This window comes from Halotia branconii CENA392 (assembly GCF_029953635.1).
GTDB classification, from domain to species: Bacteria; Cyanobacteriota; Cyanobacteriia; order Cyanobacteriales; family Nostocaceae; genus Halotia; species Halotia branconii.
On the sequence record NZ_CP124543.1, the window covers coordinates 3,537,518 to 3,556,632 of the forward strand.

Annotated in this window: 19 protein-coding genes and 2 tRNA genes; 9 read left to right on the forward strand and 12 right to left on the reverse strand. The window is 40.0% G+C overall.

Going from position 1 to position 19,115, the window contains the following annotated elements; translation table 11 throughout:
- Window positions 1–65 precede the first annotated feature (65 nt).
- Window positions 66–518, forward strand: a complete 453-nt coding sequence (locus tag QI031_RS15480; RefSeq protein ID WP_281480560.1) for an ATP-binding protein — start codon at window positions 66–68, stop codon at window positions 516–518.
- A gap of 116 nt (window positions 519–634) precedes the next feature.
- On the opposite strand, the gene QI031_RS15485 is transcribed toward QI031_RS15480, so the two are convergent.
- The gene (locus QI031_RS15485; RefSeq protein WP_281480561.1) at window positions 635–925 is read right to left on the reverse strand and encodes a DUF6439 family protein; all 291 of its coding nucleotides are present in this window, start codon (window positions 923–925) and stop codon (window positions 635–637) included.
- A gap of 46 nt (window positions 926–971) precedes the next feature.
- Between QI031_RS15485 and QI031_RS15490 the strand changes: the two genes are divergently transcribed.
- Entirely contained in the window at window positions 972–1,334 is a 363-nt protein-coding gene (locus QI031_RS15490) for a sll0565 family protein (protein ID WP_281480562.1), read from the forward strand.
- 2 nt (window positions 1,335–1,336) lie between these two features.
- Entirely contained in the window at window positions 1,337–2,728 is a 1,392-nt protein-coding gene (gene asnS / locus QI031_RS15495) for an asparagine--tRNA ligase (RefSeq protein ID WP_281480563.1), read from the forward strand.
- 120 nt (window positions 2,729–2,848) lie between these two features.
- Here asnS and QI031_RS15500 read toward each other — a convergent pair whose 3' ends face one another.
- The 3 genes from QI031_RS15500 to QI031_RS15510 all read right to left on the reverse strand — a co-directional run bounded on the left by QI031_RS15500 (window position 2,849) and on the right by QI031_RS15510 (window position 5,083).
- Complete coding sequence (locus tag QI031_RS15500) at window positions 2,849–3,646, reverse strand: Rpn family recombination-promoting nuclease/putative transposase (RefSeq protein ID WP_281480564.1); 798 nt, start codon at window positions 3,644–3,646, stop codon at window positions 2,849–2,851.
- A gap of 112 nt (window positions 3,647–3,758) precedes the next feature.
- Window positions 3,759–4,019 (reverse strand): hypothetical protein, encoded by a 261-nt coding sequence (locus QI031_RS15505; RefSeq protein ID WP_281480565.1) that lies wholly within the window; start codon window positions 4,017–4,019, stop codon window positions 3,759–3,761.
- Window positions 4,020–4,405: 386 nt separating this feature from the next.
- Window positions 4,406–5,083 (reverse strand): response regulator transcription factor, encoded by a 678-nt coding sequence (locus tag QI031_RS15510; RefSeq protein WP_214441895.1) that lies wholly within the window; start codon window positions 5,081–5,083, stop codon window positions 4,406–4,408.
- Between the two features lie 1,036 nt (window positions 5,084–6,119).
- On the opposite strand from QI031_RS15510, the gene groES reads away from it, so the two are divergent.
- Both groES and groL read left to right on the forward strand, forming a co-directional pair.
- Window positions 6,120–6,431: a co-chaperone GroES gene (gene groES, locus QI031_RS15515; protein ID WP_214441896.1), complete on the forward strand. Its 312-nt coding sequence runs from the start codon at window positions 6,120–6,122 to the stop codon at window positions 6,429–6,431.
- A 183-nt stretch (window positions 6,432–6,614) separates the two neighbouring features.
- Entirely contained in the window at window positions 6,615–8,252 is a 1,638-nt protein-coding gene (gene groL / locus QI031_RS15520; protein ID WP_281480566.1) for a chaperonin GroEL, read from the forward strand.
- 628 nt (window positions 8,253–8,880) lie between these two features.
- Here the strand turns inward: groL and QI031_RS15525 are convergent.
- From QI031_RS15525 to QI031_RS15555, 7 genes are all read right to left on the reverse strand, one after another.
- Window positions 8,881–8,952, reverse strand: a tRNA-Thr gene (locus tag QI031_RS15525).
- 58 nt (window positions 8,953–9,010) lie between these two features.
- A tRNA-Tyr gene (locus QI031_RS15530) sits at window positions 9,011–9,093 on the reverse strand.
- 109 nt (window positions 9,094–9,202) lie between these two features.
- A complete protein-coding gene (locus tag QI031_RS15535) occupies window positions 9,203–11,020 on the reverse strand; it encodes an ABC transporter ATP-binding protein (protein ID WP_281480567.1) in 1,818 nt (605 codons plus the stop codon).
- A gap of 94 nt (window positions 11,021–11,114) precedes the next feature.
- Entirely contained in the window at window positions 11,115–11,912 is a 798-nt protein-coding gene (locus QI031_RS15540; protein ID WP_281486046.1) for a DUF6816 family protein, read from the reverse strand.
- Between the two features lie 107 nt (window positions 11,913–12,019).
- Window positions 12,020–12,427 (reverse strand): ChuX/HutX family heme-like substrate-binding protein, encoded by a 408-nt coding sequence (locus tag QI031_RS15545; protein WP_281480568.1) that lies wholly within the window; start codon window positions 12,425–12,427, stop codon window positions 12,020–12,022.
- A 117-nt stretch (window positions 12,428–12,544) separates the two neighbouring features.
- A complete protein-coding gene (gene rsmG / locus QI031_RS15550) occupies window positions 12,545–13,282 on the reverse strand; it encodes a 16S rRNA (guanine(527)-N(7))-methyltransferase RsmG (protein WP_281486047.1) in 738 nt (245 codons plus the stop codon).
- A gap of 98 nt (window positions 13,283–13,380) precedes the next feature.
- A complete protein-coding gene (locus QI031_RS15555) occupies window positions 13,381–14,055 on the reverse strand; it encodes an ABC transporter ATP-binding protein (protein ID WP_281480569.1) in 675 nt (224 codons plus the stop codon).
- 296 nt (window positions 14,056–14,351) lie between these two features.
- On the opposite strand from QI031_RS15555, the gene QI031_RS15560 reads away from it, so the two are divergent.
- Complete coding sequence (locus QI031_RS15560) at window positions 14,352–15,290, forward strand: Sll0314/Alr1548 family TPR repeat-containing protein (protein ID WP_281480570.1); 939 nt, start codon at window positions 14,352–14,354, stop codon at window positions 15,288–15,290.
- Window positions 15,291–15,411: 121 nt separating this feature from the next.
- On the opposite strand, the gene QI031_RS15565 is transcribed toward QI031_RS15560, so the two are convergent.
- Complete coding sequence (locus tag QI031_RS15565) at window positions 15,412–16,419, reverse strand: hypothetical protein (protein WP_281480571.1); 1,008 nt, start codon at window positions 16,417–16,419, stop codon at window positions 15,412–15,414.
- A gap of 449 nt (window positions 16,420–16,868) precedes the next feature.
- Between QI031_RS15565 and QI031_RS15570 the strand changes: the two genes are divergently transcribed.
- The 3 genes from QI031_RS15570 to QI031_RS15580 all read left to right on the forward strand — a co-directional run bounded on the left by QI031_RS15570 (window position 16,869) and on the right by QI031_RS15580 (window position 19,108).
- Window positions 16,869–17,633, forward strand: coding sequence for a class I SAM-dependent methyltransferase (locus QI031_RS15570; protein ID WP_281480572.1), 765 nt, complete (start codon window positions 16,869–16,871; stop codon window positions 17,631–17,633).
- Window positions 17,634–17,638: 5 nt separating this feature from the next.
- Window positions 17,639–18,364 (forward strand): iron-containing redox enzyme family protein, encoded by a 726-nt coding sequence (locus QI031_RS15575; RefSeq protein ID WP_281480573.1) that lies wholly within the window; start codon window positions 17,639–17,641, stop codon window positions 18,362–18,364.
- Window positions 18,365–18,556: 192 nt separating this feature from the next.
- On the forward strand, window positions 18,557–19,108 hold the full coding sequence (locus QI031_RS15580; RefSeq protein ID WP_281480574.1) for a heme NO-binding domain-containing protein: 552 nt from the start codon (window positions 18,557–18,559) through the stop codon (window positions 19,106–19,108).
- Window positions 19,109–19,115: the final 7 nt, after the last annotated feature.

A 19,115-nucleotide genomic window follows, 5' to 3' on the forward strand; every position in this document is an offset into this window, starting at 1 on the left:
ATATTATCAGAGTGCCTGTAAAGCAAACTGATGTCTAGCTAACTGAAAGCTATGGGGTTTCTCTTGTGATTACCATTTCCCTCCGTCCAGTTGGACGTTATTGGGGCACAATTAGTTTTGCCTCAACTCTCTATCTCTGTCCAATCCTAGATTTATTATTGGCGGAGATCCCAGCAAAATTGCAAGCAGAACTGCGGCTAGGACTCCAAGAAGCCTTAGTCAATGCAGCTAAACATGGTAATAACCTTGATCCTGGTAAAACAGTTGTAGTCCGCTTTTCTCTTATAGATAATCAGTATTGGTGGGTAATCTCAGACCAAGGTCAAGGCTTTACTCCTTCGTCTGTTGGTGATGAAGAGTCAACAGACTATTTACCACCCGATGAAGCAGAAAGCGGCCGTGGGTTATGTCTTCTCCACCAAATTTTTGATCAAGTAGAGTGGAACCGCAAAGGCACGGAATTAAGACTTTGTAAACAGATGGAAAATCGTTCTCGCCTATTATCTCTGCGACGGTGAGGCAGAGGGAGAGGAAAAGGGGCAGGGAGCAGGGGGAATAGACAGTTATCAGTTATCAATTACCAGTTATCAGTTTTCACTGTTCACTGCGCTCTGCTCCCCCTAGTCTCTAGTCCCTAGCTCCTAACCCCTTTATCGCCATGAGTTGGACAGGGAGGTGCGGAAATAGATTTATCTAACCAACCAACTGCCTGTTCTAGTCGAACAACGGCTTCTTGTGGCTGATCCTTGAGAAGATATAAAATAGCTGCTGCTACTTGTTCACTAGCGCGAGAATTGCGGTTAGACTTGAGGCGATGCCAATCGTTAGGGGAAATACTCAGCCTTTCCATCAGGGCTTGGGCAAGTTCTAGAGTAGTAAATTCATTCAGTTGGCTGGATTTAGGCAGCTGGGTTGGTTGAGACATAAACTATTGGCAAAGTTGCATTTACTTAATACTGTACTACTTGTAAATGAAGCCGCCTAAAAAATCACAGTCGTCACGGGAAAATCAAGAACCAGATTTTGTACAAGAACTGGAGTCAGTGGAGCGATCGCTTCTATCATTAAAAGAACGGTATGCTCAAGTGCAAAGCGATCGTCAACAACAGGCACAATGGCAACAACGCCGTCACGAATTGCAACAAAATAAACACCAGACAGCAGAACTTAAAGCAGAGTTACGGCAGATTCAACAGCACTTAGAAGTGCTAGAAGTAAACTTAGAAAGCCAGTTATTCTCTTGGCAAAGTCTCAAGAAACCTTTCTGGCAAGCCGTCCGCTTTGGTGGAATGGGCGTTATTATAGGCTGGATATTAAAATCCTGTGTTGGGTAAATATGGTAAATCGACGGATTGCAGAAATATTGCGAAGTGGTCAACCTGATGAGTCTCCCCAAATTCAAGGCTGGGTGCGGACGAAACGCGAGTCAAAAGGGTTCGCTTTTATTGAAGTTAATGACGGCTCATCACTAGCTAATTTGCAAGTTGTGATCAATCAGGATTTGCCAGATTACGAAGCTATTTTAAAAAAATTGAATACAGGTGCAGCAGTCGAAGTGACGGGGGTACTGGTAGCATCTTTGGGTAAAGGACAGCGCATTGAGTTAAAAGCCGAAGCGGTGAAAGTTTACGGTGAAGCTGATCCTGAAACTTATCCTCTGCAAAAGAAACGCCACTCCTTTGAATTTTTGCGGACTATTGGACATTTGCGATCGCGTACTAATTCTTTAGGTGCAGTTTTTCGGGTAAGAAATGCCTGTTCTGCGGCAATTCACCAATTTTTCCAAGAACGAGGCTTTTTATGGGTACACACACCAATCATTACCGCTAGTGACTGCGAAGGCGCGGGCGAATTATTTAGTGTTACTAGTTTGGATTTAAAGAATGTTCCCCGCACAGACAATCAAGCCGTAGATTACACACAAGACTTTTTTGGCAAACCGACATATCTTACAGTTAGCGGTCAATTGGAAGCAGAAGTGATGGCGATGGCGTTTAGTAACGTCTACACCTTTGGCCCTACCTTCCGTGCAGAAAATTCTAATACTTCGCGCCACTTGGCAGAATTTTGGATGGTTGAGCCAGAAATGGCTTTTTGCGATTTAGAAGGCGATATGGATTTAGCCGAAGCGTTTCTCAAATATATTTTTAAATTTGTGTTGGAAACTTGCCCAGAAGACATGGAATTTTTTAATCAACGCATTGATAATTCCGTGTTGGCAACAGCCGAAAATATTATTAATAATCAGTTTGAGCGTTTAACTTACACAGATGCGATCGCACTTTTAGAAAAAGCCGATGTCAAGTTTGAATATCCTGTAAGTTGGGGTTTAGATTTACAATCAGAACACGAACGCTATTTAGCAGAACAGCTATTTAAAAAGCCTGCGATCGTTACAGACTATCCAGCGCAAATTAAAGCATTTTATATGCGCTTGAATGACGATGAAAAAACCGTCCGCGCAATGGATATTCTTGCACCCAAAATTGGTGAAATTGTTGGCGGTTCCCAGCGAGAAGAACGTTTGGAAGTTTTAGAACGCCGCGTGTTAGCACAAGGTTTAAATCCAGAAGAGTTGTGGTGGTATCTAGATTTGCGTCGTTATGGTACTGTCCCTCATGCTGGTTTCGGCTTGGGTTTTGAACGACTCGTACAATTCATGACAGGTATGGCGAATATCCGTGACGTAATTCCCTTCCCCCGTACACCGCAAAGTGCCGAGTTTTAGTTGGAGAATTTCAATAAGGCGATTATAAATCGCATCTGCACGGACTTATAAAAACTTTGAAACCCGCGAATGCGGGTTTTGTTTGCATAGCTGCATATTTCATAAAACGATTAGTTAAAATTAAGATTTTTGAATCTCCTCTTGTAAAACTTGAATTTGCTCAATAGATAATTCTGTAACTTGAGCAATTTGCTCTAAACTCATTCCGATTCGCAATAAATTTAAAGCCACCTTTCTTGTTGTTTCTGCTTTACCTTTAGCTTTACCTTTAGCTTCACCCTTAGCTTCACCTTCTTCTAAGATTTGTTGATAAATGACTGATTCGCGCATCATATCACTCCTTAAAATCTTGCTAATTACATTTTTATCTAACACCAAACCAGCTAAAATCCCAGTAGCAGCAGCTATATTTCTTTGTAGCTGTTGATCGGTTATTGCTTCAACTGCTTTGGCTGCTTGGGTTAATACCATTGTAGGATCGTTTGTCTGACTTAGCACGGCAAAGGGTAATAAACCTGGAGCGCTCATAAATCTGTCTGTTGGTTGCTCCCACAGGCGTATTACCTCAAACTGATGAAAAGTATTGTTTAATTTAAAACTATTTTCACTGACTAATTCTGAACTTGTTTTTCTCAAATAGACTACCACTTGACGCATTTCTTTGTTAGGAAAGCGGCGATAGACCCTAACCCGATAATCTAACATCCTAAAAGGCATATCTCCATCAGCATCGGTTTGAAATTCGGTATGTAGAACTAAATCATCAGATTGCAATAAAATTAATGAATCAGCACGAATTGGTTCGTTTGATAATTCAGTAGGACTAAGTTCTGTTAATTTCATCGGTGAACCTAGCAACCAAGTTGCTAAATCATCTTTGAAGTTCTCGGCAATGAATTTACAGATGTTGTCATACATGGCAACCCTAAAGAAAGGAATTGGATATTTTTGATAAAAATTAAATTTATTGCTGTCGGGTTTCTTTGCGTCAAACCCACCGAATGTAAACACCTTCGTTAAGTTTTTACTATCATAGATAGTCTCTCATCAGAATTTCATAAAATAGTCTGTTAAGTTCTTCATCATAGTCACGGGTATCTTGCCATGTTTGACTCAGGTGAACTAGTTTTTGTGCTTCATCTAAAGGTATCTTCTGAAGTTTTTTTAAGATGACAATTGATTGAGACTTGGAGCATCCATTTTTTCTTAAAAAAGCAAGAATATTCTCAGTATCTTTTCCTTGACTCAACAATTGACTTGACTGCTCAATTAAAAATTCTTCATTTTTCATTATTTTTTATTAGTACACTCTTTTAAACAGATGAGATCAAGTAAACTTTGTCTATTCCTAGTTTTACTTTCAGATTAAATTATTCAATCGACATACTTTTATTGTTACAGCAGTTTCTACTTAGATGAGAGACAATCAAATGTACTATAGCAGCCTCCAAATGGATATAAAAAATTAAGGGTATAACAGTCGTTGTACCCTTAAAAATGCTTGTATTCAGTTAGACCTAAAACCATTACAAAATGACGATCAACTTCGTTACTACTAAATTACTAGAGTTTTTTACCAAGACATCCTCGAATAACATGGGTAGTAATTTTCAGTTCTGAGTAATGAGTGCTGAGTAAAAACACTCAACACTCAATACTTAGCACTTGGTAATGTATTTAAGCCATTTGATTTTCAATCGCCCACCGCGCTAGTTCAGTGCGGTTGTGAAGATTGGTTTTGCCCAACATGTTGGACACATGACTTTCAACTGTACGTTGACTGACATTTAATTCTTCAGCAATTTCCCGGTTAGCTAAACCTCTAGCTACAAACTGTACTACTTTCAGTTCGGTTGGGGTTAACTGCACATCGAAGGGTACTTGGATGCGGGAACCGTTTTCTCCTCCTTTAGCTTGGTGTTCTTTCCAGCGGATAGTTTGCTTCAGCGAAGATTCTACTTGAGCTACGAGTTCTTCAGGTTCAAAGGGCTTGACCATATATACATCAGCACCCTTATTTAAACCTTTAACTCGGTCTGCACTTTGTCCCTTGGCTGAAAGGAAGAGAACGGGAATCCAGCCGGTACGTTCGTTTTGCCGGACTTGTTCTACAAAAGTGTAGCCGTCCATTTCCGGCATCATTACGTCACAGATGATCATGTCTGGAACGTCTTGTTCTAAAACTTCCAGAGCTTCTCGTCCATTTTCCGCAGTGATGACTTCATATCCTCTAAATTCTAAGTAGTCCTTCACCAGCAAGATGAGGTTAGGGTCATCATCAATCAATAGAAGTCGTTTGTGATCTTTCATGCTGGGCTCTTTCATAGCAGTGGCACTTGTCGCGCTTCGGTCCATCAAAGTCTTGAATGGTTATCCTTTATGGTGGATTATTGAGATGTTGTCCTTTTCCTCACTTAACTTGCCTTTGCGTCCTTAAAGTCTCAAAAGTGGTTATTACTTTCTTGGAGACCATCAGAGCATCGGCATCAGTCCAGTAAGGATACGTAGAGCAGTAGTATTTACAATGCGTTATTATATATCCCTTTGAAAGTGTCAGGTGAAAAAACACTGATTAAATAATAATCCTTCTAGCTCACAAGTTAAGTGTTGGCTCAAGATGACCCTAGCTGTAAAACAAACTGCACTTTCATTGGCTTACTACTTTCCCATATCCAACGGACGTTAAGCCTCTAGCAAAGTTCACAAGCAAGTAAGGGAGTTTCCGGCAAAGGATGGGTTAAAAATGTGTATTCTTCAACCATCATTAATGCCTATCAAGGTTCTTGGATAATCCGCTCAGTAACTTCCGGTTTTGCTTGGCGATACCAGACACCATCCGAGTAAACAACTATTATCGTTCCAGAACCACAAACTCGCAAGTAATTGGCTTTGTTTCCCGAAATGCAAAGGGAAGGACTGACTTGCTGCTGATCGAGATCTAGCTTTTTTTCAGTGTTCCCAAGATTCTGGATTAGCTTGCTATGAACAGCAGTTAGTAAATGTCTGGTCAGGACAAATAAAAGCAAGTCACTGAATTTTTGCAATTCCTGAAGTTTCTACACAATTACTTAAGGCGTTGTAATCTAGGAAATTAGTAGTTTTGGGGATTTGACGGCTGCACTGGATCACTGTATTGTTACTCATCGAGCGGCTCCCTGATTACAGTTCTATAACAATTTCTCCGCTTTGAAAATAAAGTTGACCATATAAAAATATTCGTAACTTACAGAACAGAACCCGAAAATTATCAGTAATTAGGTATTTTTACTTAAGTAAACCTGCGATCGCCTAGTTCGGGAACCCGTACATAAGCAATTGTTGCTATTACATGCTGCTGTTAGGTAAATTAGCACTCAGGAGTTGAGAGTGCTAACTCTGGAGAAAAATTTTTATGGCAGCTGTATCTCTAAGCGTTTCTACAGTTAAACCTTTAGGCGATCGCGTTTTCGTGAAAGTGAGCGCCTCTGAGGAAAAGACCGCAGGTGGTTTGTATTTACCCGACACCGCCAAAGAAAAGCCCCAGGTAGGGGAAGTAGTCGCCCTCGGTCCTGGCAGACGTAATGACGACGGTAGCCGTCAGGAATTGGAAATTAAAGTCGGCGATAAGGTGCTGTACTCCAAGTACGCTGGTACTGACATCAAGCTCGGCACAGAAGAATATGTACTGCTTTCTGAAAAAGACATTTTAGCAGTCGTTATCTAACAGGGATTAGGGACTAGGAACTAGGAAAAAAGGCAGGGGAGCAGGGAGCAGGGAGCAGGGAGAAATAGATAATTCCTCTTCATCCCCCTTGCACCCCGCACCCTGCCCCAATTCCTCTTAATTGCCCCACGCCCCATGCCCAATTCAAGAAAAAATTGACTTACTCCCTGAATTAAGACACCTATGGCAAAGCGCATTATCTACAACGAAAACGCCCGTCGTGCTTTGGAACGAGGCATGGACATTTTGTCTGAGGCTGTAGCTGTTACCCTTGGGCCTAAAGGTCGTAACGTAGTTCTAGAAAAGAAATTTGGCGCACCACAAATTGTGAATGATGGTGTAACTATTGCCAAAGAAATTGAATTAGAAGACCACATTGAAAATACTGGTGTAGCTTTGATTCGTCAAGCTGCTTCTAAGACTAATGATGCTGCGGGTGATGGTACTACAACTGCCACAGTTTTAGCCCACGCGATCGTCAAGGAAGGTTTACGGAACGTTGCAGCAGGTGCTAATGCAATTTCCCTAAAGCGCGGTATTGATAAAGCCGCTAACTTTTTGGTAGACAAAATTGCTCAACACGCTAGTCCGGTAGAAGATTCTAAAGCTATTGCCCAAGTTGGTGCTATCTCAGCTGGTAACGACGAAGAAGTCGGTCAGATGATTGCCCAAGCAATGGACAAGGTAGGCAAGGAAGGCGTAATTTCCCTAGAAGAAGGGAAATCAATGACTACCGAGCTAGAAATCACCGAAGGGATGCGCTTTGATAAAGGCTATATCTCTCCCTATTTCGCAACTGATCCTGAACGGATGGAAGCGATTTTTGATGAGCCTTTCTTACTGCTGACCGATAAGAAAATTGCTTTAGTGCAAGACCTAGTACCAGTGCTAGAACAAGTTGCTCGTGCTGGTCGTCCTTTGGTAATTATTGCCGAAGATATCGAAAAAGAAGCTTTGGCAACATTGGTAGTAAACCGTCTACGCGGTGTACTAAACGTTGCTGCTGTCAAGGCTCCTGGCTTTGGCGATCGCCGTAAAGCTATGCTAGAAGATATTGCCGTCTTGACTGGTGGTCAACTGATTACCGAAGACGCTGGTCTGAAGCTAGATAATACCAAGTTGGAAAGCTTGGGCAAAGCTCGTCGCATCACCATTACCAAAGACAACACCACAATTGTTGCTGAAGGTAACGAAGCTGGTGTTAAGGCTCGTGTTGAGCAAATTCGTCGTCAAATCGAAGAAACCGAATCTTCCTACGACAAAGAAAAACTGCAAGAGCGTCTTGCTAAACTCTCTGGCGGTGTGGCTGTGGTGAAAGTGGGTGCAGCCACTGAAACCGAAATGAAAGACAAAAAACTGCGCCTAGAAGACGCAATCAACGCTACTAAAGCTGCTGTGGAAGAAGGCATTGTTCCTGGCGGTGGTACAACTCTGGCTCACTTAGCTCCCAATTTGGAAGAGTGGGCAAAGAGCAATCTTAAGGATGAAGAGTTGATTGGCGCTTTGATTGTCGCTCGTGCCTTACCTGCGCCTCTAAAACGGATTGCTGAAAACGCGGGTCAAAATGGTGCTGTCATCGCTGAACGCGTGAAAGAGAAGGATTTCAACATTGGCTACAATGCTGCAACCAACGAGTTCGTTGATTTGTTAGCTGCTGGTATTGTTGACCCTGCCAAGGTGACTCGTTCTGCTTTGCAAAACGCCGCTTCTATCGCTGGTATGGTGTTGACAACCGAATGTATAGTTGTTGACAAGCCTGAACCCAAGGATGCTGCTCCTGCTGCTGGCGGTGGCATGGGTGGCGGCGACTTCGACTACTAATATCTTAATAATCCCTGTTTGTAAAATAGCTGCTTCCCTTGTGGAGGCGGCTGTTTTTTTATGAGAAGATTTTTGGAGTGAGGACAAAACAGAGATTTGAGTTACGACAACGCTTGTAAATATTTAGCCGAACAGTACCTAGCGGAATTTATCCGTTGGTTGCTTGGGGTAGAAGTGCAAAAAAAAAATTGAAGTATTAAAAACGGAACTCACCCTTGAACCAATACGCGCAGATTCCGTGACATTTGTACAAGTTCCGTGACATTTGTACAAGCAGCTAACCAAATTACGTTTCCATTGTTAAATGATTAGTCTTGATAGTATTTAAGCTTTAATACTTAGTTCTACAATTCTCTCTAACAAGTAATATAAGACTTAAGCTTGTATTCTTGTATTCTTCCTGAGACTGAAAATAGAGATGTTTAGAGACAGTCAAGCTATAGCAGTACTTGTTATCTACATGGTAATGAATCCACAAAGTAAGTTATATAATAATATCTGATTAATTGATTTTAGGATGATAAGTAATTCTGTTATGCAACTAGATTGATGTAAAGCGGTACTCTTAGAGTACAGCCAATATTATGCAAATCGGCACGAAACCTTTGATTTTTCAACAATTTTGAAAAGCCCGTGACGAGGATTGAACTCGTGACCTCACCCTTACCAAGGGTGTGCTCTACCACTGAGCCACACGGGCAGACTTTCTTGAGATTTTAGATTTTGAATTATAAAATCCAAAATCTAAAACTTGAAGGTGGGCCGGGCTGGATTTGAACCAGCGTAGGCGTAAACCAACGGATTTACAGTCCGTCTCCATTAACCACTCGGACACCGACCCGCATGTCCTACGATTGACAATAATAGCATCATGTTTTGAAAATTTCAAGCCTTTAAAAAATTCTTTGTAATTAGAACCGGGTTGCTACTGCAAACCCAGTTCCTCATATCTAATTCAGGAGTTCTCCTGTTTCTTGCAGGGAGTGTAGGCGGCGGTAAATACCTTCATGACGCAACAATTCATCATGGCTACCCACTTCTACAATCTTGCCCTGATCTAGAACCACAATTTTATCGGCTTCCCGTACTGTACTCAGACGGTGGGCAATTACGATTGTGGTGCAGGTTCCCTGGATTGTTCGCATCGCTAGCTGAATTGAACGCTCAGACTCATAATCTAAGCTAGAAGTAGCCTCGTCAAAAATCAGCACATCTGGTTCTACTAACAACGCCCTTGCTATTCCTAAGCGCTGTCTTTGTCCTCCAGAGAGCCTCACACCGCGTTCCCCGACAACAGTGTAATAGCCTTGGGAAAGGTGCTGCACGACTTCATCAACTCTGGCAATTCTACAGGCTTCCTGAACCTCCTCAAAAGTAGCATTTGGTCTACCATAAGTGAGGTTTTCTAAAACAGTACCGTTGAAAACGTCCACTTCTTGGTGAACGATCGCCAGCCTCCGTCTATACTTACCTACATCTAAGGTGCGAATATCTTGACCATCTATCAAAATTTGACCTTGTTGAGGTTCAAAATATCGCAACAGCAGTTTCACTAAAGTAGATTTACCAGAACCAGAACGTCCAACTAAAGCCACTGTTTGGTATGGCTCAATCAATAAGTTGATATCTTGCAAAACTTGACGCTTGTCATCATACCCAAAATGGACATGAGATAATTCAACTTTACCAGTGAATTTATATGGTTCTGTCTGGTTGATATCTTCTAAAAGTCCGGCTGAATCATCTTTAATTGGCTCTTGCAAAAACTCGTGAAACCGCAGCATCGAAGAATAACGACGGGCAAAAACTTCTGCCAAGGTACTAATAGGTTCCAACTCAGCATAAGCCATGCTCGAAAGAGTTAAGGTCATGACAAAATGACCAAGAGAAATTCTCCCGTTAACTGTTGCAGCTAATGTTAAACCCAAAATTGCAAACACACAAAACTGAATTACAGTCTTTTGCCAAGTTAACAGTTTTACATAACCTTTGTGGATGCGATAATCAACTACTATTAGCTCACGATCTAATCGTTGCTCTTGCCGTTTGAGTTCTTGAGATTCTGTCGCAAAGGCTTTCACCGTTTTAATATTGGTGATTAGTTCAGAAGTCCGGCTTTCGGTATTCTCTATATATTTATCTAGGCGACTTTCGTACCAAATCAGCCGCTTCAAAGTTTTAAAGCTTAAGCTGAGGATAACTACAAAAGAAATTAGATATAAAACCGCAATTCGCCACTCAATCACCAAGATAAACACAAAAATTGCTAGCACGCGTACCAGTTTAGGAATCAACTGACCGGCAATTTCGGGATATGTCCAAGTATGATTAGAAATACCTTTTGCTACTCGTCCGGCAATACGCCCAGGGTTATTTTCATCATAAAATTCTAGGGGAAGAGTGAGAATTTTTTCGATAGCTGTTTGGTTTTTTTCTCGACGCGCCCTTAAGGTTATATCCCAGTGAAACCAACTAGTAACCCAAGGTTGTGTGGGCGCTTTAACTACGGTGACAATGAATATTAATCCCAGTAATATGCCTAAAGATAGAGGTTTATTTACTGGGGAATTGATATTTTCTGCAAAACCTGCGATCGCTACTTGTAGTGGTTTATCCAAAGGTTGATTAGACAGAACATTTAAAATCTGCCCAATCGCATAAGGAACAACCAAATCAATAATTTCGTAAATGCCGGATGCTGCAATACTAAAAATACTCAGCCTCCAGTAAGGACGGAAGTAATTGACAATATCTGTGAATTTTGCCATGATGCACCTTTCCAAGAGCGCGATCGTTGAGCTTGGAATCTACATGCTACATGCATACTACAACGTAGTCAAGAACCACAACCTTAAATCACTCTTAAGGAGTAGTTGATAGTTTGGCGGGAAAAAATTCCAAACGATAACGGTAAAGGGCAACTGGTCGAGAATTTGCGATAAAATAATCAGGATCTTGGGGTGAAAGATAAACAGCAGTCACTTGATCTGCTAATATTGCTGGACTTGATTGAGCAAGTTTTTGGTAAGCGGTAGTAGATTCTACTGAATTGAAATAAGGGCGGGAACCACCTTTAAATAATTGTTGAAATACTTCTGTAGTAATGAACTTACCATCAGAGGTAGTTTCTGTGTTACGTGCGGTAACAATAGAAATTAATTGACGTTCTCCACGCAAAAACGTGATCTGGCGGTTAGGCGAATCTGGATCTACCTTAGTAGATAAAACAGCTTTGTCACCTAAATAAGCTCTTGCCAAATTCAAGCTATTAAACGCTCTGTCTGCTACTAAAATTACTGATTGATTATCTACTTTAGGAATAAATTTTAATCCAGTAATAGAAGGTTTTTCTAAAACAAATCTGACTAAAAAACTTACAGGCTGATTTAATTGTTGACGATTACCTTCAAATCCAGGTGTGACGATATCTGGCGCTAAAGGTGCAACCAAATCTACCAAAGTACTTGTAACTTGCCAAGAACCTGCCATCCAATTAGGATAAATCAAATCTCCTGAAGCTGGCTGTACTGAAGTCAATTTTTCCCACTGAGGAAAGTGTGCTAGACGTTGGGATAATTCTCCTGCTGTAGCTTTTCCACTTCCACTTAGTAGGAATAAAACAATTAAACAAAAACTCCAAATCGACCTCATAGCAAGTATTCAAATTTTAGTAAGCTGATGAGCCTTCAAATTGAATAAAATCAGAGCTAAAGCCTTTACTACAAGCAAATCATTCTAGAAAAACAAATGATGATTAGCTGCTCAAATCACAAAGTTTCAATAGGTAAAGGTTGCCAAATTTCTCCATACTGCTCTTTTAAAGCTTGCCAAGCTTCCACTTGACCTGGTTCGTATTCTCCTGGTTTACCCCACTGCAAAAATAAGCTTAAAGCAGACTCTTGTTTCTCATCTAAAAACCGAATGGCATAAGTTGTAAAATTTCCTCTTTTCGCTTCACCTGTTTCAAGTTTGACTTGAGTAATTTTATCCATATTCAAGTGAAACTCAAAGCCTTCGGTGTGCATATTGGCATACTTACCTTTGAGCAATTCGGCATAAAATAGTTTTTCTATTTTGCCGCGTACTTCTAATACAGCAGCACTACTAGTAACAATTAATCGCAAAGTCCCTAGAGTTTCACAAGCTTCTAAAAAGTCTTTCAAAGTATTACTCATAATTTTTAATCAGGAGTTAAATATTTATTGAGGAAGTATTCATACCAATTTTACGTGAGGTTGGGCTTTATTCTCACGACTTGTTGGGCATATCTGAATTTCAACTGAGGCCAAAAATCAAAGCGGCTTTTGAGTAGGTATACCAGCACTACGGGGAAACTTAGCTGGTGTAGTTGCTACTTTACGTAAATACAAACAGTGACGGATACTCTCACTAAGAGGAGTTGTAAATTTTTCTATGGATTCAATTATGCCACCTAACTGGTTAACAGCATTTTCCAGAGTAACTGTTTCATCTTCTGTCCAATTACCACGGTAGATTACAGCTAAACCGCCCTGTTTGAGTAACGGTAGTGTATATTCTGCACACACCGAAGCCGACCCTACAGCACGTATTAAAGCTAGGTCATAGGCTTTTCGGTGTTGGGGTTGTTGTCCTATTTCTTCGGCTCTACCAATCAGAGTTTCGGTATTAGTCAATGCAAGTTCATTCAAGATTTTTTCGAGAAAAACAATTTTTTTCCGAGTTGAATCCATCAGAGTAATTTTGCAATTGGGGACAGCAATTCCTATGGGAATACCAGGAAAACCTGCACCTGTGCCAATATCAATCACAGATGCATTCTCTGGAAGAGACGGGATAAATTGCCCTTGTAGCGCAATTCCCCGCAAAGAATCCCAAAGATGCTTTTCCCAAAACTCTTGGGGGTCAGTGATGCGAGTTAAATTAAACTGCCGATTACCTGCCAAAATTAATTCATACAGCTTTTGAAATTGTACTTGCTGTTGAGGATTGGGTTGCCAATTTAGAGTTTGCTGCCAAATTTCTGTCATTTCTGGCAGCAAGGGAGTTATTGAGTTTGTCATTACTCAGTGGTCAATAATTAAAAGTTATTCTCGCTGCTCCTGGTCACTGAGCGTAGTCGAAGTGCTGCTTTCTTGCCTTTTCAACTTCATGCTGCTGGTTGGGGTTCCTTCATTTTGGCTCTTAATACAGCTGGCTCGACTGATTGTAATTCACCGTGGTTGAGTGTCCAACAACTATCTGCGATCGCTAGCATATCACCAGCATCATGTGTCACTACCAACAGTGTCCAATCTTGTTTAAGTTTTGCCAGTAAATTTACTAGTTGGCGACGCATTGACCAATCCAATCCGGCTGTTGGTTCATCCAGTAACAATAAATTTGGCTGGCGAATTAATTGTACAGCCAAAGCCAAACGCCGCTGCTGACCACCACTCATTGCATGAGGTGCTACCGAAAGTGATAAATGATCTAATCCTACTTCGATCAATGCTTGTCTAACTCGCTCTGACCCTAACTCAGGATGCCCTAAACGCAATTCCTCTAAAATCGTACCACCGCAAAAGTGACGCTCTGGAAATTGAAACACCAACCCAGCCAATTGCTGTAGCTGTTCGGCTATCAGTTCTTGTTCTCGCCAGAAAACCCCACCAGAGGTTGGTTCGGCCAGTCCCGATAAAATTTCTAGGAGAGTACTTTTGCCGGAACCACTAGGACCAATAATTAAACCCAGTTTTTGGGGCGGTAATTCTAAATTGATTGATTTGAGAATCGCTGAAGGGCAAGCTGTGGGATGATAAGTAAGATTTCTGAGATAGAGCATTTATTTAAAATTACCAAGAATTTGGCGAATAACTCATTAATTAAGATTTAGCTACACTAAAAACATTACATTTGCATTCAGACTTTAATTTAGCAGCAAAAGTTCGGTTGTCTTCTTTTATTGTGGCAGACTACCCACTAAATAAGAGCTACACCAAATTATGGGAACTTGAAAAAATTACCAAGGTCAATCTTAATAGAATTTTTTGGCTGAAACAGAAGTAAATTAAAACTAGATTTTTTGTATCTTAAATAACATATACAACTCTTTCAACCGCAATTTCCCTGAGGACTGTAATGATTGAACGGTTTTCTATTTCCCAACCAAGGGTGTTTTCTAGACTCACCAGACTGACTCAGATAACTTTGAGCGCTGCTTTTGCACTTAATCTATGGGCAAATCCATCTCTTGCTGGCGATCCATTTCGGACTAGAGAACCTCATAAAATTGGCGACAAAACAGAAGCAGCTTTTAAAGCTATTTTCCAACAGGGCGACTATCCAGCGGCACAGCGTTACTTAAAAGAAGCACTATCTAGTGAATCAAATGAGCCTCTAGCTTATGCTATGAGAGCATCTTTAGCGTACACTAATAACGATTTTGCTGCATTAGATGATTACAGTCGCAAAACCCTAGAAACTGGAGAAAAGCTAATTGAGGCTGATCCATTAAGAGGCAATTTATACACTGCTGTTGGTCATTTTTTTGAAGGGGCAGCAGTTCTAAATCGTGAAGGTACAGTTAAAGGAGCGCCAAAAGCTTTAAGTAGGCTACGGCAAGTCTATCAATATTTAGACAAAGCAGAAGCGATCGCTCCTAAAGATCCAGAATTGAATTTGGTTAAAGGCTATATGGATGTAATGTTAGCCGTGAGTCTACCTTTTGCCAATCCGGATGAAGCAATTCAACGACTAGAGACAAATGCGGCTCCTGAGTATTTAGCTAATCGCGGTATTGCCCTTGCTTATCGGGATTCAAAACAGTACTCTCAGGCATTGGATTATGCTAACCGGGCTTTAAAATCAACATCAGACAATCCAGAAATTTATTATCTCAAAGCCCAAATCCTCAAGGAAAAGGGTAAAAAAGAAAAAAGCCAGCAAATGATGCAAGAAGCGATCGCTAATTTTGACAAAGCCCTCACTAAAAAATCCCAACTTCCAGCCAATTTAGTCAAACAAATTGAAAGTGAACGTAATGGTGCTGTTAATGGTCTCAAAAATTTAGGTGGCTAATTGAATATAGGGCACTTGTACTGAGCGTAGCCGAAGTATGGGGCATGGGGCATAGGCGATTTATTGTTTCCTATACCCTGTTCCTCATTTTTAGATAGAATTATCTGTAAAGTATTAAAAATTAAATTGATTCAAACATATTTACGAGGCGATATCCTCTTGTATACAAAGGAACTGGAGCATTAGGATTCTGCTTGCCTTTAGATTGTTTAATACTTTCATCAAATACAATTAGCGTTTCTTTACCAACCTTTAGCCACTCTTCATAAGGCACACTCATATCTGCTTCAATACCATCTACACTAGGCGCTACCATTGCCCGATAGGCTTCATTGAATTTTCTACGGAACCGGAAATCTAAAGAAATTCTCAGTCCTTCAGCTTTTCTTCTGACTGTTTGGTGTAATCCACGGGCATCATTAAAATACATAGTACCCTGTTGCAGTTGTGCCTCTGTGTAAGAAACAACCATTGGAATATCTTGACCTTCGTTGAAATCTGACATTACTCGCATCGCCTCTAGTTCCATTTGGCGGGGCATTTCACCGGCTTCAATAGTTATATTATTAATGTCACCAAATAATGGCAAAACTACCACAGTTGCATCAGCAGGAACACCTGCCCACACGTCGCTATGACATTTTGAACTAGTAAAAGGTAAGCGCAGCTTTTCTGCATCAGTCTGACCATAAACCATACGTAAATTTACTGGTAAATCTACGGCATCAATCAAGTCATTTGCTCCCAGTTGACAGAAAGCTTCAGCAACACTTTTTTGAAAAAGGTTAAATGCCAGAGTATGCTCTCGTTTGGGCATTAATAAACCAGTCCCAGTATAGTTAGGCAAATTATTTCTTGCTTCTAACAATCGCTCAAGCATTTCAGCTTCCGAAAGAATAATAGGACTATTGAGACATGCTGAGATATAACCTGCGGCTGCAACTCGGATTTGTTGGAATAACTCAGGCTTTAATGTGTGTTCAAATAGCAGTCTATAATCGCGCCTTGTAGCAATTCTATCTGCAAGTTCATCAAATAGCTGATCACCAAGCCAAGAAAATGCGATCGCCCGATCATCTTGTAATTGATCATGTACTAATGCTTCTGTTAAAAGTCCTTCTGTCATCATCTTTTCCAAATAACTTATCTGTTCAAAGTTAGTTCGTTGTTACAAACGAATGCTTTATTAAAAACTAACTATTTTTATTTGCTTTATCTTCGTAAAAATTACTGTTTACTTTTGATGTTTAGCTTCAGCAGAACATTAAATATTGGTGCTTTTAGTGAAATCTCTATAAAGCTTAAATTACCAACATAGAAAATATATTGAAAAAATATAAAGTAAAGCTTTAATTTTGCCAATTTTGTTTAAGGAATAAAAAAGTTGAGCGTAGTTAAGTTGTTGATGTCTGATGTCTACTATATTTTCTAGTCAAAAATAAACTTAGTAAAAAATTAAGTAAAAATAACATTCACACACAAAACTAGTAAATGTTAAAACTAAACTCATTCAGCAGATATATTTAGGATGATTAAAATATATATTTCCAAAATAAAAATAACCAAGTAAAAATGTCAATGTTCAATAATAAAAACTTAACTAAAAACCTATATAATCACACAGCATCAGATTGGGTTAGAGAACAAGCTATTTCTCTCTCAGATTTTACAGCACGTCCTTTTGTACTAGAAATGTGTGAGCCTATTAATCAAATGCAAGTCCTCGATTTAGGCTGTGGTGAAGGGTATTGCAGTCGAGAATTATGCCGACGTGGGGCTGCACAAGTATATGGAATAGACCTTTCTCAAAGCATGATTGAAGCAGCACGCTTGCAAGAATCAAAAGATGCTCTAGGTATTAAATATGAAATAGGATGTGCTACTAATCTCCAACAGTTTGGTAATGGCGAAATAGACTTGGTTGTTGCAGTTTTTTTGTTTAATTATTTGACAACTGCTCAGACCCAAGAATGTATGACAGAAATTGCACGAGTACTTCGTCCTGGTGGTCGATTTGTATTCAGTGTTCCTCATCCATCTTTTCCCTTTATGCGAGAGCCAGCATATCCATTCTATTTTCAAGTTGAAAATAAAGGCTACTTTAGCAAACGAGATCAACAATTCCCCGGTCGTATTTGGAAACGGGATAATTCTTGGCTAAATGTGCAATTGATTCACAAAACTCTGGAAGATTACTTTAATGCTCTGAAGTTTGCCACTTTCAATACGATGCCAATTCTAAAAGAATTACGTGTGACTCCAGAACACGTTGCATTAGATGAAGCATTCTTTAGTCCTTTGCTTGATATACCTCTCCATTTAGCAATACAAGTATCGAAATAAATATTATGTCATCCTTAATAAAACATTCTTTTGGTGAAATCACGCTTAATCATCCTCTATGGAATCATCAGTTCCTGACTCGTTGTAGTACTGGAAATTTATCCCTTACAGATGTACAGATACTAGCTGTGCAGATGTACAAATTTTCTAAGGAATTTAATCGTATTTTAGCCAGTATCTTGTCTTGTTGCCCAGATGACGCTGCTCAGTTAGTCATCTTAGAGAATCTATTTGATGAAATGGGACAAGGAGATATAAGTCAATCTCATCCAGAATTGTTTCGTCGATTTACCCGCGCACTTGGTATTGATGACAGCACTTTAGCAGCACTACCAACTACACCAGAAACTCGTGCTTTAATTGAAACTTACTTAAGGATTCCATATCAATATGGCTACTTAGCCGCCTTAGGTGCAGTCTGTTATGCTTCCGAAGGAATTGTTAGCTCTTTATACACGCAACTATATAAGGGAATTGTCGGAACTGCCCCCTTACCCAAAGAATCCCTGATTTTTTTTGAAGTTCATATTGATGTGGATGATAGTCATGCTGCAAAATTAGCAGCAGTAATTGAACCTCATATCACTATGAGTAATGAGGATATCAATATTAAGGTCAAGCTAGCTATTGTAGAAGCAATGGATGCCCGCGTTCAATTTTTTAATGGAATTGAACGTCAAATTTCTAACTATAATTTCTGTCCTCCTCCTTCACTTCTTTTGAATACATAACTTTAGATAAAGGAAAAGGGTGTAAATACTGATGCATATATACCTAATTATAGCATTAAAATTCAAAAAATGAGTGTTAGTTTTCTCGGATTTAAAGCTATAAATATTAACCGTTGAAAATTTTGTCATTTAAACAACTGCTGTAGTAATTAAATTGACAAATAAGTTGGGTATAAGTTGGAGGAGGCTTCTATGTATGGATTGGTAAATAAGGCGATTCATGATATGGTATGTAATCGCTTTGGTGAAGAAGTTTGGCAAGAAATTAAGCAGAAATCCGAGGTAAATGTAGAAGTTTTCATTAGTATGGAAGGCTATCCTGATGATGTGACTCATAGGTTAGTGAAAGCAGCTAGTATTGTTTTAGGTTTATCTGCTTCAGAGATTATGCAAGCCTTCGGAGAATTTTGGGTGCAATATACATCCGAAGAAGGCTATGGCGAGATGATGGATATGAGTGGGGAGACACTACCTGAGTTTTTAGAAAATCTAGACAATCTTCATGCTCGTGTGGGAGTTAGCTTTCCTAAGCTTCAACCTCCATCGTTTGAGTGTAGCGATATGGAGGAAGATTCTCTAAGTTTACACTATCGCTCTAGCAGAGAGGGGCTAACTCCAATGATTGTTGGCTTGGTCAAGGGTTTGGGAACAAGGTTTGAAACAGAAGTTGATATCACCCAAACTCAGAGTCGAGATGATGGTGCTGAACACGATGAGTTTTTAGTGAAATATAAACCACACTGAGGGCTAC

What these genes read in the sequence shown, in the direction of transcription:
- QI031_RS15500 (WP_281480564.1), bottom strand. Translation starts at nt 3,646, where the DNA reads ATGTATGACAACATCTGTAAATTCATTGCCGAGAACTTCAAAGATGAT.
- QI031_RS15575 (WP_281480573.1), top strand. Translation starts at nt 17,639, where the DNA reads ATGTCATCCTTAATAAAACATTCTTTTGGTGAAATCACGCTTAATCAT.
- QI031_RS15560 (WP_281480570.1), top strand. Translation starts at nt 14,352, where the DNA reads ATGATTGAACGGTTTTCTATTTCCCAACCAAGGGTGTTTTCTAGACTC.
- QI031_RS15510 (WP_214441895.1), bottom strand. Translation starts at nt 5,083, where the DNA reads ATGGACCGAAGCGCGACAAGTGCCACTGCTATGAAAGAGCCCAGCATG.
- QI031_RS15505 (WP_281480565.1), bottom strand. Translation starts at nt 4,019, where the DNA reads ATGAAAAATGAAGAATTTTTAATTGAGCAGTCAAGTCAATTGTTGAGT.
- groL (WP_281480566.1), top strand. Translation starts at nt 6,615, where the DNA reads ATGGCAAAGCGCATTATCTACAACGAAAACGCCCGTCGTGCTTTGGAA.
- QI031_RS15555 (WP_281480569.1), bottom strand. Translation starts at nt 14,055, where the DNA reads ATGCTCTATCTCAGAAATCTTACTTATCATCCCACAGCTTGCCCTTCA.
- QI031_RS15570 (WP_281480572.1), top strand. Translation starts at nt 16,869, where the DNA reads ATGTTCAATAATAAAAACTTAACTAAAAACCTATATAATCACACAGCA.
- QI031_RS15490 (WP_281480562.1), top strand. Translation starts at nt 972, where the DNA reads ATGAAGCCGCCTAAAAAATCACAGTCGTCACGGGAAAATCAAGAACCA.
- QI031_RS15485 (WP_281480561.1), bottom strand. Translation starts at nt 925, where the DNA reads ATGTCTCAACCAACCCAGCTGCCTAAATCCAGCCAACTGAATGAATTT.
- QI031_RS15535 (WP_281480567.1), bottom strand. Translation starts at nt 11,020, where the DNA reads ATGGCAAAATTCACAGATATTGTCAATTACTTCCGTCCTTACTGGAGG.
- groES (WP_214441896.1), top strand. Translation starts at nt 6,120, where the DNA reads ATGGCAGCTGTATCTCTAAGCGTTTCTACAGTTAAACCTTTAGGCGAT.
- QI031_RS15545 (WP_281480568.1), bottom strand. Translation starts at nt 12,427, where the DNA reads ATGAGTAATACTTTGAAAGACTTTTTAGAAGCTTGTGAAACTCTAGGG.
- QI031_RS15580 (WP_281480574.1), top strand. Translation starts at nt 18,557, where the DNA reads ATGTATGGATTGGTAAATAAGGCGATTCATGATATGGTATGTAATCGC.
- QI031_RS15565 (WP_281480571.1), bottom strand. Translation starts at nt 16,419, where the DNA reads ATGATGACAGAAGGACTTTTAACAGAAGCATTAGTACATGATCAATTA.
- asnS (WP_281480563.1), top strand. Translation starts at nt 1,337, where the DNA reads ATGGTAAATCGACGGATTGCAGAAATATTGCGAAGTGGTCAACCTGAT.